Annotated in this window: 15 protein-coding genes; 8 read left to right on the plus strand and 7 right to left on the minus strand. The window is 70.8% G+C overall.

Annotation, left to right across the window (positions count from 1 at the left end):
* Positions 1-18 precede the first annotated feature (18 nt).
* The 5 genes from acs to ACZ607_RS24930 all read left to right on the plus strand — a co-directional run bounded on the left by acs (position 19) and on the right by ACZ607_RS24930 (position 5,579).
* Positions 19-1,986, plus strand: coding sequence for an acetate--CoA ligase (gene acs, locus ACZ607_RS24910; RefSeq protein WP_469737957.1), 1,968 nt, complete (start codon positions 19-21; stop codon positions 1,984-1,986).
* Positions 1,987-2,328: 342 nt separating this feature from the next.
* Entirely contained in the window at positions 2,329-3,729 is a 1,401-nt protein-coding gene (gene nhaA / locus ACZ607_RS24915) for a Na+/H+ antiporter NhaA (RefSeq protein WP_469737959.1), read from the plus strand.
* A 39-nt stretch (positions 3,730-3,768) separates the two neighbouring features.
* Positions 3,769-4,296, plus strand: a complete 528-nt coding sequence (locus ACZ607_RS24920; RefSeq protein ID WP_469737961.1) for a phage holin family protein — start codon at positions 3,769-3,771, stop codon at positions 4,294-4,296.
* On the plus strand, positions 4,293-5,270 hold the full coding sequence (locus ACZ607_RS24925) for an alpha/beta fold hydrolase (protein WP_469737963.1): 978 nt from the start codon (positions 4,293-4,295) through the stop codon (positions 5,268-5,270). Before ACZ607_RS24920 ends, ACZ607_RS24925 begins: the two co-directional genes overlap by 4 nt.
* Before the next feature lie 105 nt (positions 5,271-5,375).
* Positions 5,376-5,579 (plus strand): hypothetical protein, encoded by a 204-nt coding sequence (locus ACZ607_RS24930; RefSeq protein ID WP_469737964.1) that lies wholly within the window; start codon positions 5,376-5,378, stop codon positions 5,577-5,579.
* Positions 5,580-5,805: 226 nt separating this feature from the next.
* On the opposite strand, the gene ACZ607_RS24935 is transcribed toward ACZ607_RS24930, so the two are convergent.
* The 3 genes from ACZ607_RS24935 to nth form a co-directional block, all read right to left on the minus strand.
* Positions 5,806-7,011, minus strand: coding sequence for a MarP family serine protease (locus tag ACZ607_RS24935; protein ID WP_469737966.1), 1,206 nt, complete (start codon positions 7,009-7,011; stop codon positions 5,806-5,808).
* A 91-nt stretch (positions 7,012-7,102) separates the two neighbouring features.
* Positions 7,103-7,840, minus strand: coding sequence for an NUDIX hydrolase (locus tag ACZ607_RS24940; RefSeq protein ID WP_469737968.1), 738 nt, complete (start codon positions 7,838-7,840; stop codon positions 7,103-7,105).
* Between the two features lie 68 nt (positions 7,841-7,908).
* Positions 7,909-8,703: an endonuclease III gene (nth, locus tag ACZ607_RS24945; RefSeq protein WP_469738540.1), complete on the minus strand. Its 795-nt coding sequence runs from the start codon at positions 8,701-8,703 to the stop codon at positions 7,909-7,911.
* A gap of 298 nt (positions 8,704-9,001) precedes the next feature.
* Here nth and ACZ607_RS24950 point away from each other — a divergent pair, with 298 nt between their 5' ends.
* On the plus strand, positions 9,002-9,676 hold the full coding sequence (locus tag ACZ607_RS24950; protein WP_031090867.1) for a Crp/Fnr family transcriptional regulator: 675 nt from the start codon (positions 9,002-9,004) through the stop codon (positions 9,674-9,676).
* A 96-nt stretch (positions 9,677-9,772) separates the two neighbouring features.
* Here ACZ607_RS24950 and ACZ607_RS24955 read toward each other — a convergent pair whose 3' ends face one another.
* The 4 genes from ACZ607_RS24955 to ACZ607_RS24970 form a co-directional block, all read right to left on the minus strand.
* On the minus strand, positions 9,773-10,603 hold the full coding sequence (locus tag ACZ607_RS24955; RefSeq protein WP_469737970.1) for an MBL fold metallo-hydrolase: 831 nt from the start codon (positions 10,601-10,603) through the stop codon (positions 9,773-9,775).
* Entirely contained in the window at positions 10,600-11,526 is a 927-nt protein-coding gene (locus tag ACZ607_RS24960) for an NUDIX hydrolase (RefSeq protein WP_469737972.1), read from the minus strand. The genes ACZ607_RS24955 and ACZ607_RS24960 overlap by 4 nt, the downstream gene beginning before the upstream one ends.
* A gap of 167 nt (positions 11,527-11,693) precedes the next feature.
* On the minus strand, positions 11,694-12,164 hold the full coding sequence (locus ACZ607_RS24965; RefSeq protein ID WP_469737974.1) for a RidA family protein: 471 nt from the start codon (positions 12,162-12,164) through the stop codon (positions 11,694-11,696).
* Positions 12,164-12,322 (minus strand): DUF4177 domain-containing protein, encoded by a 159-nt coding sequence (locus ACZ607_RS24970; RefSeq protein WP_019992579.1) that lies wholly within the window; start codon positions 12,320-12,322, stop codon positions 12,164-12,166. The genes ACZ607_RS24965 and ACZ607_RS24970 overlap by 1 nt, the downstream gene beginning before the upstream one ends.
* A gap of 71 nt (positions 12,323-12,393) precedes the next feature.
* Between ACZ607_RS24970 and bagA the strand changes: the two genes are divergently transcribed.
* Positions 12,394-13,428: an ATPase BagA gene (gene bagA / locus ACZ607_RS24975; RefSeq protein ID WP_469737976.1), complete on the plus strand. Its 1,035-nt coding sequence runs from the start codon at positions 12,394-12,396 to the stop codon at positions 13,426-13,428.
* Entirely contained in the window at positions 13,425-14,924 is a 1,500-nt protein-coding gene (gene bagB, locus ACZ607_RS24980; protein WP_469737977.1) for an ATPase BagB, read from the plus strand. The genes bagA and bagB overlap by 4 nt, the downstream gene beginning before the upstream one ends.
* Positions 14,925-14,964 lie beyond the last annotated feature (40 nt).

Raw genomic sequence — 14,964 nt, forward strand, 5'->3', positions numbered from 1 at the left:
ACAACGGACACCCTGGGAATGGGAGATGTCGTGAGCAACGAAAGCCTGGCCAATCTGCTCAAGGAGGAGCGGCGGTTCGCACCGCCTGCCGATCTGGCCGCGAACGCCAACGTGACAGCGGAGGCGTACGAGCAGGCCGAGGCGGACAGGCTGGGCTTCTGGGCCGAGCAGGCCCGCCGCCTGACCTGGGCCACGGAGCCGACCGAGACGCTCGACTGGAGCAACCCGCCCTTCGCGAAGTGGTTCGCGGACGGCAAGCTCAACGTCGCGTACAACTGTGTGGACCGTCATGTCGAGGAGGGCAACGGCGACCGCGTCGCCATCCATTTCGAGGGTGAGCCCGGAGACAGCCGCGCGATCACCTACGCGGAGCTGAAGGACGAGGTCTCCCGCGCAGCCAACGCGCTCACCGAACTCGGTGTCGGCAAGGGCGACCGGGTCGCCGTCTATCTGCCGATGATCCCGGAGGCCGCCGTAGCGATGCTGGCCTGCGCCCGCATCGGCGCCGCGCACTCGGTGGTCTTCGGCGGCTTCTCCGCCGACGCCATCGCGGCCCGGATCCAGGACGCCGACGCCAAGGTCGTCATCACCGCCGACGGCGGCTACCGCCGCGGCAAGCCCTCGGCGCTCAAGCCCGCGGTGGACGACGCCGTCGCCCGCATCGACAGCGTCGAGCACGTCCTCGTGGTCCGCCGTACGGGGCAGGACACCGCGTGGTCCGAGGGCCGCGACGTCTGGTGGCACGAGATCACCGCCCGGCAGTCGGCCGAGCACACTCCCGAGGCCTTCGACGCGGAGCAGCCGCTCTTCATCCTCTACACCTCGGGGACCACGGGTAAGCCGAAGGGCATCCTGCACACCTCCGGGGGTTACCTGACCCAGACGGCGTACACCCACCACGCGGTCTTCGACCTCAAGCCCGAGACCGACGTGTACTGGTGCACCGCCGACATCGGCTGGGTGACCGGGCACTCGTACATCGTCTACGGCCCGCTGGCCAACGGCGCGACCCAGGTCATGTACGAGGGCACCCCCGACACCCCGCACCAGGGGCGCTTCTGGGAGATCGTCCAGAAGTACGGGGTCACGATCCTCTACACGGCGCCGACGGCGATCCGTACGTTCATGAAGTGGGGAGACGACATCCCCGCCAAGTTCGACCTGTCGTCGCTGCGTGTCCTCGGGTCGGTCGGTGAGCCGATCAACCCCGAGGCCTGGATCTGGTACCGCAAGAACATCGGCGCCGACACCTGCCCGATCGTGGACACCTGGTGGCAGACCGAGACCGGCGCCATGATGATCTCGCCGCTTCCCGGAGTCACGGCGACGAAGCCCGGTTCCGCCCAGCGGGCGCTGCCCGGCATCGCCGCCACCGTCGTCGACGACGAGGCCAACGAGGTGCCCAACGGCGGGGGCGGCTATCTGGTCCTCACCGAGCCGTGGCCGTCGATGCTCCGCACCATCTGGGGCGACGACCAGCGCTTCATCGACACCTACTGGTCGCGTTTCGAGGGCAAGTACTTCGCGGGTGACGGTGCCAAGAAGGACGAGGACGGCGACGTCTGGCTGCTCGGCCGGGTCGACGACGTCATGCTCGTGTCCGGGCACAACATCTCGACCACCGAGGTCGAGTCGGCTCTCGTCTCGCACCCCGCCGTCGCGGAGGCCGCCGTCGTCGGCGCCAACGACGAGACGACCGGTCAGGCCATCGTCGCCTTCGTGATCCTGCGCGGCACGGCCACGGCCTCCGACGAGCTGGTCGCCGAGCTGCGCAACCACGTCGGCGCCACGCTCGGACCGATCGCGAAGCCCAAGCGCGTCCTGCCGGTGGCGGAGCTGCCGAAGACGCGGTCCGGCAAGATCATGCGGCGTCTGCTGCGCGATGTCGCAGAGAACCGCGAGCTGGGCGATGTCACCACGCTCACGGATTCCTCCGTCATGTCGCTCATCCAGACGCAGCTGCCCTCGGCTTCGTCCGAGGACTAGGCCAGGGTTCCGACAGGCGCCGGCAGAGGCCTGTGAGGGCCGGAGGAAGGGGCACCCGGGACACCCCCGGGTGCCCCTTTCCGTCGACCGAGGAGACGGCGGAGGAAAGGGCGGAAGAGGAGGCTGGGCGTACGGGCACGACTACCGGTGGGCGTCGCCGGGCGGCGGGTGGAACCCGATCCGTATACGTTGCCGATAGCCCAGGTAGAGTGGTGACTTCGAGCAACAACCGCATTCGAGCGACAACAGCACAGGAAAACTCCACAGGGGCGCCGGGAAGTCTGGTCGGCATGTGTATTCGCCATGCCACCACTGCCGTAACCCGACCCGGAGGTCTCCCTCGTGGCCCCGCCCCTCCCCCCTTCAGGCCGCCGCACGCTGCTCGGCCGGCTTTCACTCCCCGAGCGCAATTACGTCGCGGACGCCCTGCGCACCGAGACGGTCGGCGGCGTCATCCTGCTGGTCGCGGCCGTCGCCGCGCTGATCTGGGCCAACACCTTCGGTTCCGCCTATGGGTCCGTCAGCGGTTTCCACTTCGGCCCGGAGGCTCTGGGGCTCGATCTCTCCGTGGCCCATTGGGCGGCCGACGGACTGCTCGCCGTCTTCTTCTTCGTCGCCGGGGTCGAGCTCAAGCGTGAACTGGTCGCCGGAGAACTCCGTGACCCCCGGGCCGCCGCTCTTCCCGTCGCGGCCGCACTCTGCGGGATGGCCGTCCCCGCCGTCGTCTACGCCCTGACCGCCACGGCGGGCGGGGGGTCCCTCGCCGGGTGGGCCGTACCCACCGCCACCGACATCGCGTTCGCGCTCGCCGTCCTCGCGGTCATCGGCGCATCGCTGCCCTCGGCGCTGCGCGCCTTCCTGCTGACGCTCGCCGTCGTCGACGACCTCTTCGCCATCCTCATCATCGCGGTCTTCTTCACCGAGGACCTCGATTTCCTGGCGCTCGGAGGGGCCTTCGCCGGACTGGCCGTCTTCTACGTGCTGCTGCGCACCGGGGTGCGAGGCTGGTACATCTATCTGCCGCTCGCCCTGGTCGTCTGGGGCCTCATGTACAACAGCGGCGTCCACGCGACGATCGCCGGCGTCGCCATGGGACTCATGCTGCGCTGCTCACGGCGCGAGGGGGAGACGCAGTCTCCGGGCGAGCGCATCGAGCACATGGTGCGCCCTCTGTCGGCCGGCGTCGCGGTTCCGCTGTTCGCCCTCTTCTCGGCCGGTGTCACTCTCAAGGGCGATGCCCTGGCCGGCGTCTTCACCCGGCCCGAAACGCTCGGGGTGGTGCTCGGGCTCGTCGTCGGCAAGACCGTGGGCATCTTCGGTGGCACCTGGCTCGTCACCCGCTTCACGAAAGCCCAGCTCAACAAGGATCTCGCCTGGGCCGATGTCTTCGCCCTGGCCACGCTGGCAGGAATCGGCTTCACCGTTTCGCTGCTCATCGGGGAACTCGCCTTCACGGGCGACGAGGACATGATCAACGACGTCAAGGCAGCGGTACTCATCGGTTCGCTGATTGCCGCCGTACTCTCCGGTGTACTGCTGAAACTGCGGGTACGCAGATACAGGACGCTGTACGAGGCCGAGGAACTCGACGCGGACGGATCCGGGGTGCCCGACGTCTACGAGCAGGACGACCCGGAGTACCACCTGCGCATGGCCGCGATCCACGAGAAGAAGGCTGCCGAGCACCGACGCCTGGCCGAACGGGCGGGGGCAGCGAGCAGCAAGCCGGACAGTCCGGCATGATCTGACATCGGATGTACGGAAGAGGAGAGGGAGTCAGGGATGAGCGACCCCGGCAACTACGCGGGCAGCACCGACCGTAGTCTCGGACAGCTGTTCGCTTCGGCGACAGCTGAGATGTCCGCGCTGGTTCACGACGAGATCGCCCTGGCCAAGGCCGAGATGCGCCAGGACGTCAAGCGCGGCGCGATCGGCAGCGTGGCCTTCATCGTCACGGGCGTGCTGATCCTGTTCGCGATCCCCGTGCTGAGCTTCGCGGCGGCCTACGGGATCCACAACCTCGGGCTCGGTCTCGCCTGGTCGTTCCTGATCGTGGGCGGTGCGTTCATCCTGCTGGGGATCCTGCTCGCCCTCTTCGGACTGGCCAAGTTCAAGAAGGTCAAGCCGCCGGAGAAGTCCATCGCCTCCGCGAAGCAGACCGCGGCGGTCCTGCAGGGCGTCAAGCCCCACCCCCGCCCCGCCGACGCGCGTGCGATCGAACAGGCGCAGGGCAGCACGCTCGCGGACCGGGCCATCGAGAACCGGCCTGTCCAGGACAAGGCGGTCTCTGTGACACGCTCGTCCACATGACCGACCCCGATTTCGGCACATCCGGCCCGGTGCGGCCGCTGGGACCGGTTGCCGGTTCCGGCGGCCCCGTCCGGCTCGACGGCCCCTGGACCCACCGCGACGTGGCCGCCAACGGCGCGCGCTTCCACATCGCCGAGCTGGGCGACGGACCGCTGGTGCTGCTGCTGCACGGCTTCCCGCAGTTCTGGTGGACCTGGCGCCATCAGCTGACCGCCCTGGCCGACGCCGGGTACCGCGCGGTCGCGATGGACCTCCGCGGAGTCGGCGGCAGCGACCGTACGCCCCGGGGTTACGACCCCGCGAACCTGGCGCTCGACGTCACCGGCGTGATCCGCTCGCTCGGCGAGCCCGACGCGGCGCTCGTGGGGCATGACATGGGCGGCTACCTCGCCTGGACGGCCGCCGTGATGCGGCCGAAGCTCGTCCGGCGGCTCGTGGTGTCGTCGATGCCGCATCCGCGCCGCTGGCGTTCCTCGATGCTCTCGGACTTCGCCCAGTCACGCGCGGGCTCACACATCTGGGGCTTCCAGCGGCCGTGGGTTCCGGAGCGTCAGCTCGTCGCGGACGACGCGGCCCTGGTGGCACAGCTGATCCGTGACTGGTCCGGGCCGCGCACCCCCGACTTCCCCGACGACGAGGCCATGGACGTCTACCGGCGCGCCATGTGCATCCCGTCGACGGCCCACTGCTCGATCGAGCCGTACCGCTGGATGGTCCGCTCGCTGGCCCGGCCGGACGGCGTCCAGTTCAACCGGCGGATGAAGCGTCCGGTGCGCGTACCGACGCTGCACCTCCACGGTTCGCTCGACCCGGCGATCAGGACCCGTAGTTCCGCCGGCTCCGGCGAGTACGTCGAGGCGCCCTACCGGTGGCGACTTTTCGACGGTCTGGGGCACTTCCCCCACGAGGAGGATCCGGTCGGCTTCTCGACCGAACTCATCAACTGGCTCAAGGATCCCGAGCCGGACCGCTGACCGAAGCGCACAGGTGTCTGACGAACAGCCACTTGCCTGCCGCATAAGCCAATTGGCTGACTCGCCCACGATTACCGACCTTGGGTCACGGGCAGACGTCGGGGTATGGGCTGGACGCGCGACTTCAATGACGCAGCACGCAACCGCCGCTCGACCGCTCCTGCCGGTCCGAGCATTCATGAGGGGGGCGGCTCAGCGAGCCGGGTGCACGATGTGAGCGATTTCCATGATCTCCGGCTGGGTATTCCGCGCATTCTCCACCGCCGGGCCCGCTGGGTCTCGGCGCGCCTGCGCCATCCCCGCGGATGACCCGTCAACCGTCGGACGACACACCACACGCAGGTCCCCGGTCCGTCGAGGACCGGGGACCTTCACGTGGCCTGTGTGCGATGCACGGCATACGCGCGTCACGTGGCAATGCGGCGTCCGTACGGCGGGACAGGAACCGGCCACGGCGATGACCCGGAGGCCGCTTCCGCGGTGACCGGGATCCGGGTGGCCGGCCGGTTCCGGTGGTGGCCACCGGACGGAGCACTCAGAGCGCGCAGCCCTGGCTGTCGACCTCCTGGGCCGTGGACCTGCCGAGCTCGATGTCCTCGCGGATCTCGTCGGCCGTCAGCGCGTACCCCGTGTCCGGGTCGTCGAGCGACTTCGCGAACACCACCCCGTACACCTTCCCGTCCGGAGTGAGCAGCGGGCCGCCGGAGTTGCCCTGGCGGACGGTCGCGAACAGCGAGTACACATCGCGCCGTACGGTGCCCCGGTGGTAGATGTCCGGGCCGTTGGCGTCGATGCGGCCACGGATGCGCGCGGAGCGTACGTCGTAGGCGCCGTTCTCCGGGAAGCCCGCGACGATGGCGCTGTCACCGCTCCCGGCGTCCTTGTCGGTGTCGGTGAAGCGCAGCGGCTGCGCGTCGAGGTCCGGGACGTCCAGTACGGCGATGTCGCGCTGCCAGTCGTAGAGGACGACCTTGGCGTCGTACAGCTGGCCCTCGCCGCCGATCTGCACGGTCGGCTCGTCGACGCCGCCGACCACATGGGCGTTGGTCATGACGCGGCGGTCGGAGAAGACGAAGCCGGTCCCTTCGAGGACCTTGCCGCAACCCGGTGCCATCCCGACGACCTTGACGATGGACTTCTTGGCACGGGCGGCGACAGGGCTTCCGGCGAGCGCCGGGTCGGGGGCCTCGACCTCGGTGATGGGCTCGTTGGCGAACGGGCTGAAGACCTGCGGGAAGCCGTTCTGCGCGAGGACGGAGGAGAAGTCGGTGAACCAGGTGGAGGCCTGATCCGGCATCACCCGGGAGACGCCGAGCAGGACCGAGGAGCTGCGGACCTCCTTGCCCAGCGTCGGCAGTGACGTGCCCGCGAGCGCGGAGCCGATCAGCCAGGCCACCAGGAGCATGGCCACCACGTTGACCAGGGAGCCCCCCGTGGCATCCAGGGCGCGCGCCGGTGACCACGTGATGTACCGGCGGAGCCGGTTGCCCAGGTGGGTGGTGAACGCCTGTCCCACGGAGGCGCACACGATCACGATCACGACCGCGACGATGGCGGCGGTGGAGGAGACCTCCGACCCGTCGGTCGCCCGGTCCCAGATGAGGGGCAGCAGGTAGACGGCCACGAGGCCGCCGCCCAGGAAGCCGATCACGGACAGGATGCCGACGACGAAACCCTGGCGGTAGCCGATGACCGCGAACCACACGGCGCCGACGAGCAGCAGGATGTCCAGCACGTTCACCGTCTATAGCCTCGCAGATTCGTCACCTGGCCCGTCCGGTTCGACGGGGTCCGGGCCAGGCCCGGAACAGCGCAGCACGGGAGTCAGCCTGTCATGCGCGCCAGTCGAGCGGCACCTGCCTGGTCCTGTCCCAGGGGCGTTCCCATCCCGCGTAGTGCACAATCCTGTCGATCACACCGGCTGTGAATCCCCAGACGAGGGCGGATTCGACCAGAAATGCGGGGCCTTCGTGGCCGCTGGGGTGGACGGCCGTCGCACGGTTGGCGGGATCCGTGAGATCCGCCACGGCGGCGGTGAAGACCCGGGCGGTCTCGGCCGGATCGACGGCTCCGACCGGGCTGGGGGTCCGCCACCAGCCGAGGACGGGCGTGACGACGAAGCCGCTCACCGGGATGTAGAGCCGGGGCAGCACGCCGAAGAGCTGGACGCCGCTCGGGTCGAGCCCGGTCTCCTCCTCGGCCTCCCTCAGCGCGGCCCTGAGCGGTCCGGTGGTCGTGTGGTCGCCGTCCTCGGGGTCGAGGGAGCCGCCGGGGAAGGAGGGCTGGCCCGCGTGGGAGCGCAGGGAACCCGAACGCTCCATCAGGAGCAGCTCCGGGCCGCGCTCGCCCTCACCGAAGAGGATCAGGACGGCCGACTGGCGTCCCGCGCCGCTCTCCGGCGGCAGGAAGCGGCTGAGCTGCTGGGCCCGCACGGTCCGTGCGGCCCGCGCCACGGGCTCCAGCCAGGCGGGCAGGCCTTCGGTGGTGACGGTGAGCGCGCCCTCGTGGGGCGCGCCGGTCCCGGTGGTGGCCGCGTCGGTCGCGGCCCGTGTCCTCTGTGCGTGCGTCATGGGCACCCCCGTCGTTCCAACGCCTGTCGTCGGCGATTTCGTTCCGTGCGGATCCGCAGGGCTGCCGGTCACCCGGCTCCCAGCGGGGGTGCGGGGCTGCCCGGGTAGTCCGGGGGCGGGCTGAGGCGCTGCCCCGGATAGCCCCCCATCTCGTACTTCAGGAGCTTCTTCGCCTTCTCGGGGTCCGTCTCGCCCTCCCCGTAGGACGGGCAGAGAGGGGCGATCGGGCAGGCGCCGCAGGCGGGCTTGCGGGAGTGGCAGATGCGGCGGCCGTGGAAGACCACGCGGTGCGAGAGCATCGTCCACTCGCTCTTCGGGAAGATCGCGGCGACCTCGGCCTCGACCTTCTCCGGGTCCTCCTGCTCGGTCCACTTCCAGCGGCGCACCAGTCGGCCGAAATGGGTGTCCACGGTGATGCCGGGAACACCGAACGCGTTGCCGAGGACGACGTTGGCCGTCTTGCGCCCCACGCCGGGCAGCTTGACGAGGTCCTCCAGGCGGCCGGGGACCTCTCCGCCGAAGTCGTCCCTCAGCGCGGCCGACAGGCCCATGAGGGACCGCGCCTTGGCCCGGAAGAACCCGGTCGGCCGGATGATCTCCTCCAGCTTCTCGGGCACGGCGGCGGCCATGTCCTCGGGCGTCGGATAGGCGGCGAAGAGCGCCGGGGTGGTCTGGTTGACCCTCAGGTCGGTGGTCTGGGCGGAGAGGACCGTGGCCACCAGGAGCTCGAAGGGATTACGGAAATCCAGCTCGGGATGGGCGTACGGGTAGACCTCGGCGAGCTCGCGGTTGATACGGCGGGCACGGCGGACCATCGCGAGATGCGACTCGGGCTTCGCGGGCTTGCCCGCTGCCCCGGCCAGACGTTTCGCGGCTTTTTTCTTACTTCGTACGGACTGTTCGCCCACAGCGGAATTCCTGTCTCCCGACACCCCATCAGCCCCCTTGGCCTGCGCTCTCACCGGCGTTACGGACACCCGGCCAGCCTAGAGCCAGGGGCTGACATCCGCCCCGGTCACCGCGTATCCACGCTCGATCGGCCCCCTGCCGTAGGGTCCGGCACGCCCGTGCGTCAAACTGGTTTGTGATCGATCGCACTGTTTTACCGTCCGGCATCATGGAAACCACGCTTCCCTGAACAGGCCGACAAGGAGAGAACTCGTGGACGACGTTCTGCGGCGCGCCCCGCTTTTCGCGGCGCTCGATGACGAGCAGGCCGCGGAGCTCCGCGCCTCGATGAGTGAGGTGACCCTCGCACGCGGCGACGCGCTGTTCCACGAGGGCGACCCCGGGGACCGCCTGTACGTGGTCACCGAGGGCAAGGTGAAGCTCCACCGCACCTCTCCCGACGGGCGGGAGAACATGCTGGCCGTCCTCGGCCCCGGCGAGCTGATCGGGGAGCTGTCGCTGTTCGACCCGGGCCCGCGCACCGCCACCGCGAGCGCGCTGACCGAGGTCAAGCTCCTCGGCCTCGGCCACGGAGACCTCCAGCCCTGGCTGAACGCCCGTCCCGAGGTCGCCACCGCGCTGCTGAGGGCCGTCGCCCGCCGTCTGCGCAAGACCAACGACCAGATGTCCGACCTGGTCTTCTCCGATGTGCCGGGCCGCGTCGCCCGTGCGCTCCTCGACCTGTCGCGCCGCTTCGGCGTGCAGTCCGAGGAGGGCATCCACGTCGTCCACGACCTGACGCAGGAAGAGCTCGCCCAGCTGGTCGGCGCCTCCCGCGAGACGGTCAACAAGGCGCTCGCGGATTTCGCGGGCCGCGGCTGGCTGCGGCTCGAGGCACGCGCCGTGATCCTGCTGGACGTCGAGCGGCTGGCGAAGCGCTCCCGCTGACCCCCGCACCGTCCGAGCGGCCACGGCCGGCCCGGACGCACGCGAAAGGCCCCACCGTCCGGTGGGGCCTTTCGCGTGCGTCCGGGCCGGTCCGGGTCAGATCAGGCCGTGCCCGGTCAGGTACTCCAGCTGCGCCCGCACCGACAGCTCCGCCGCCGGCCAGAGCGAGCGGTCCACATCGGCGTACACGGCCGCCACGACCTCCGCCGGCGTGCGGTGCCCCGCCTCGACGGCCGTCTCCACCTGGGCCAGGCGGTTCGCCCGGTGGGCGAGATAGAACTCGACGGCGCCCTGGGCGTCCTCCAGCACCGGTCCGTGCCCCGGGAGCACCGTGTGCACCCCGTCGTCGACCGCCAGCGAGCGCAGCCGCCGCAGGGTGTCCAGGTAGTCCCCGAGCCGCCCGTCCGGGTGGGCGACGACCGTGGTGCCGCGCCCGAGGATCGTGTCGCCCGTCAGGACGGCCCGGTCGGCCGGCAGGTGGAAGGAGAGCGAGTCCGCGGTGTGCCCCGGGGTGGGGACGACCCGGAGTTCCAGCCCTCCCGTGGTGATCACGTCGCCGGCCGCGAGCCCCTCGTCGCCCAGGCGCAGCGCGACGTCCAGGGCGCGCACCTTCGTACGGGTGAGTTCGGCGAACCGGGCGGCGCCCTCCGCGTGATCGGGGTGTCCGTGCGTGAGGAGCGTGAGGCCGACGCGCCTGCCCGCCCGCTCCACGGTGTCGATGACGGCCCGCAGATGCGTGTCGTCGAGCGGCCCCGGGTCGATGACGACGGCCAGGTCGGAGTCCGGTTCCGCGACGATCCAGGTGTTCGTGCCGTCCAGGGTCATCGCCGAGGCGTTGGGGGCCAGGACGTTGACCGTACGGGTGGTGGCGGGCCCGGAGAGGACTCCGCCGCGGGGCTGGCCCGGCAATGCGGCCGCGTCGCTCATGAAGAGGTCCCGTCGGTGCCGTCGGCCGCCGCCGGGCGGTGTGCGTCGCCGCCCGCCGGGACGTGCTTGGTGAACTCCTCGTGGCCCGGCCAGCTCAACACCAGCTCGTCACCCTCCATACGGGCCTCTGCCAGCACGGGAGCCAGGTCCTGGAGGTCGGCCGCCTCCACCGCCTCCGCGGCCGTCCCGTACGGCCTCAGCGCCCGCAGGGTGGCCACGGTGGGCGGCATCATCAGCAGTTCGCCCTTGTCGTAGCCGTCGGCGGCGTCGCCGGGCCGGATCCACACCGTCCGGTCGGCCTCGGTGGAGGCGTTCCGGGTGCGCTGGCCCTCCGGGAGGGCGGCCACGAAGAACCAGGTGTCGTAGCGGCGCGGCTCGAAGGCCGGGGTGATCCAGCGCGCCCACGCGGCCAGCAGGTCGGAGCGCAGCACCAGGCCCCGGCGGTCCAGGAACCCGGCGAAGGACAGCTCCCGGGCGACGAGGGCCTCACGGTCGGCCTCCCAGTCGGCGCCCGTGGTGTCGCTCACGACGGTGTCGGCGGTCGGCCCGGCCAGCAGGACGCCCGCTTCCTCGTACGTCTCACGGACCGCTGCGCAGACGACGGCCTGGGCCTCCGCGGCCGTGCCGACGCCCAGCCGGGAGGCCCAGGTCTCCAGGGACGGTCCGGCCCAGCGGACGAGGTGGTCGTCGTCGCGCGGGTCGACCCCGCCACCCGGATAGGCGTACGCGCCCCCGGCAAAGGCCATGGAGGTCCGCCTGCGCAGCATGTGGACGGCGGGACCCGCGGCGCCCGGCCCCGACGCGTCGTCCCGGAGCAGCATCACCGTGGCCGCGCGCCTGGGGGGTACGGCCGTCAGCTCGCCGCTGGCGAGGGCCCTGATCCGGGCGGGCCATTCCGGTGGATACCACTGACCGTTCGACATGGCCGGAGGCTATCCGGAACCGCGCCGATGTTCGAGAGCCCCCGGGGCGCCGATGCATGCCCCATACATGAATCATCCTCCCGTGAAAGGGGCCGCACATGACTGATCCCGCCCGGTCGCGCGGACCGGACGGGATCGGACAGATACGGGATCGGGCGGGTGCGGGGTCAGGCGTCGACGAGCTCGACCTGGACCTCGACCTCGACCGGCGCGTCCAGCGGCAGCACCGCGACGCCCACGGCGCTGCGTGCGTGCACGCCCTTGTCGCCCAGGACCTCGCCCAGCAGCTCGCTCGCGCCGTTGATCACTCCCGGCTGGCCGGTGAAGTCGGTGGCCGAGGCGACGAAGCCGACGACCTTCACGACGCGTGCGATCCGGTCGAGGTCACCTGCGACCGACTTCACCGCCGCCAGGGCGTTCAGCGCGCAGGTCCTCGCCAGCTCCTTGGCCTCGTCCGCGGTCACCTCGGCGCCGACCTTGCCGGTCACCGCGAGCGTGCCGTCCACCATCGGGAGCTGGCCCGAGGTGTAGACGTACACCCCTGACCGCACGGCCGGCTGGTAGGAGGCCAGCGGCGGTACGACGTCCGGGAGCGCCAGGCCGAGCTCGGCGAGCCTCGCCTCGACGGCGCCCGCCACTACGGCTTCTCCCGCTTCAGGTAGGCCACGAGCTGCTCGGGGTTGTTCGGGCCGGGAACGACCTGGACCAGCTCCCAGCCGTCCTCGCCCCAGGTGTCCAGAATCTGCTTGGTCGCGTGCACGAGAAGGGGCACGGTCGCGTATTCCCACTTGGTCATGAGCCGACTGTAATGCCTGGCACATGCGGCCTCGTGCGTAGCCTGCCTGCCGACTGGTTAGGCTCGAAGACGTGAGCAGGTTCCAGGTCGTCAGCGGCAAGGGCGGGACCGGTAAGACCACGGTCGCCGCCGCACTCGCGCTCGCCCTCGCGACCGAGGGCAGGCGCACTCTCCTCGTCGAGGTCGAGGGCAGGCAGGGCATCGCCCAGCTCTTCGACTCCGAGCCACTCCCCTACGAGGAACGCAGGATCGCCGTGGCGCCCGGCGGCGGCGAGGTCCACGCGCTGGCGATCGACGCCGAGCGCGCCCTCCTGGACTACCTCCAGATGTTCTACAAACTGGGCAGCGCGGGCCGGGCCCTGAAGAAGCTCGGCGCGATCGACTTCGCCACCACCATCGCCCCGGGGGTCCGGGACGTCCTGCTGACCGGGAAGGCCTGCGAGGCCGTACGCCGCAAGGACAAGCAGGGCGGGTTCGTCTACGACTACGTGATCATGGACGCTCCCCCCACCGGCCGCATCACTCGCTTCCTCAACGTGAACGACGAGGTGGCCGGGCTGGCCAGGATCGGCCCCATACACAATCAGGCGCAGGCCGTGATGCGGGTCCTGAAGTCCCCCGAGACCGCGGTCCACCTGGTGACGCTCCTGGAGGAGATGCCGGTCCAGGAGACGGCGGACGGCATCGCCGAGCTGCGGGCGGCCGAACTGCCCGTGGGCCGGGTCGTCGTGAACATGGTGCGGCCCCATCTGCTGGACGAGGACGCGCTGCGTACGGCGTCGGGGGGCCGCCGCAAGGAGATCGCGAAGACGCTCACCCGGGCCGGCGTGACGGGCTCCGCCGGGCTGGTACGACCGCTCGTCGAGCAGGCCGCCGAGCATGCCCAGCGCGTCGGCCTGGAGCGTGAGCAGCGCACCGTGCTGGCCGGGCTGGGACTGCCCCTGGCCGAGCTCCCGCTGATGGGCGAGGGAGTGAGCCTGCCCGCGCTGCACGAGCTGGCGGAGGAGCTCCGCAAGCAGGGCGTCGGCGACGGGGCCACCGACGCGGCGGGGCAGACACCCCGGGGCGGGAAGCGGCGCGGCTCAGGACGAGGGGTGGGGTCATGACACCGGGCACGGACATCGCAGCGGACATCGCAGCGGACACCGCGGTGGACATCGCTCCGGGACTGGAGACCGACGCGCTCCTGGACGACCCGGACATCCGTATCGTCGTCTGCTGCGGCTCCGGCGGCGTGGGCAAGACCACGACCGCGGCGGCCCTCGGCGTACGGGCGGCCGAGCGCGGGCGCAAGGTCGTCGTCCTCACCATCGACCCGGCCCGCCGGCTCGCCCAGTCCATGGGCATCGACCAGCTGGACAACATCCCGCGCCGGGTCGAGGACATCCAGGGCGAGGGCGAACTGCACGCCATGATGCTCGACATGAAGCGCACCTTCGACGAGACGGTCGAGGCGCACACGGACGCCGAGCGGGCCCGCGCGATCCTGGAGAACCCCTTCTACCAGTCGCTGTCGGCCGGGTTCGCGGGCACGCAGGAATACATGGCCATGGAGAAACTCGGCCAGCTGAGGGCCCGCGACGAGTGGGACCTGATCGTCGTCGACACCCCTCCCTCCCGTTCCGCGCTGGACTTCCTGGACGCGCCGAAACGTCTCGGCTCCTTCCTGGACGGGAAGTTCATCCGGCTGCTGATCGCCCCGGCGAAGATCGGCGGGCGGGCCGGGATGAAGTTCCTCAACGTCGGGATGTCGATGATGACGGGGACGCTCGGCAAACTGCTCGGCGGGCAGTTCCTCCGTGACGTACAGACCTTCGTCGCGGCGATGGACACCATGTTCGGCGGATTCCGTACCCGGGCCGACGCGACGTACAAACTCCTCCAGGCGCCCGGTACGGCGTTCCTCGTGGTGGCCACGCCGGAGCGGGACGCGCTGCGCGAGGCCGCCTACTTCGTGGAACGGCTGGCCGCGGAGGAGATGCCGCTGGCCGGGCTCGTCCTCAACCGGGTGCACGGCAGCGAGGCCGCACGGCTCTCCTCGGAGCGGGCGCTGGCGGCCGCAGAAAATCTTGAGGACGCCGGCATTGTGGATCAGACGGCCGGGAAGGCTGGCCTTGGTGACCCGGCGGACCCGGTGTCACCCACCTCTCCCGAAGCCCCGGAGCCGCCGCTCTCCCCCGAGCGCGGCACCGAGCACGCCCCGCACGAGCCGTCACCGCAGGAGCCGCCCCAGCACGACCGGACGACGTACACCCCTGAGCCCCAGCCTTCCGGGGCGCGCGGCCGTGGCCGGAAGTCGACTGACCCGTCCGGACCATCCACAGGCACGGAAACGGAAGCAAGCCGTCCCGGCACGGACGCCGGGTCCGCCGACGTATCCATCGAGCAACTGACCGCGGGGCTGCTGCGGCTGCACGCCGAGCGGATGCAGGTCGTCGCGCGCGAGCAGCACACGCGGGACAGCTTCACCGCGCTCCACCCCGAGGTCCCGGTGGCCGAAGTGGCCGCGCTGCCGGGTGACGTGCACGACCTCTCAGGCCTCAGGGCCATCGGGGAACTGCTCGCGACCGGTTCCGGTTCCACGCCGGCCGGGGACGCGTAGGACCACCGGCGGGCGTCGCCGGGACGGTCCGCGCGGGCGC

It is taken from the genome of Streptomyces sp. NPDC104381 (assembly GCF_055583745.1).

Coding starts and splice junctions, on each gene's coding strand:
- ACZ607_RS24940 (WP_469737968.1), bottom strand. CDS start 7,840: ATGACGCACGCACAGAGGACACGGGCCGCGACCGACGCGGCCACCACC.
- acs (WP_469737957.1), top strand. CDS start 19: ATGGGAGATGTCGTGAGCAACGAAAGCCTGGCCAATCTGCTCAAGGAG.
- ACZ607_RS24930 (WP_469737964.1), top strand. CDS start 5,376: ATGGGCTGGACGCGCGACTTCAATGACGCAGCACGCAACCGCCGCTCG.
- ACZ607_RS24920 (WP_469737961.1), top strand. CDS start 3,769: ATGAGCGACCCCGGCAACTACGCGGGCAGCACCGACCGTAGTCTCGGA.
- bagB (WP_469737977.1), top strand. CDS start 13,425: ATGACACCGGGCACGGACATCGCAGCGGACATCGCAGCGGACACCGCG.
- ACZ607_RS24955 (WP_469737970.1), bottom strand. CDS start 10,603: ATGAGCGACGCGGCCGCATTGCCGGGCCAGCCCCGCGGCGGAGTCCTC.
- ACZ607_RS24925 (WP_469737963.1), top strand. CDS start 4,293: ATGACCGACCCCGATTTCGGCACATCCGGCCCGGTGCGGCCGCTGGGA.
- ACZ607_RS24970 (WP_019992579.1), bottom strand. CDS start 12,322: ATGACCAAGTGGGAATACGCGACCGTGCCCCTTCTCGTGCACGCGACC.
- ACZ607_RS24960 (WP_469737972.1), bottom strand. CDS start 11,526: ATGTCGAACGGTCAGTGGTATCCACCGGAATGGCCCGCCCGGATCAGG.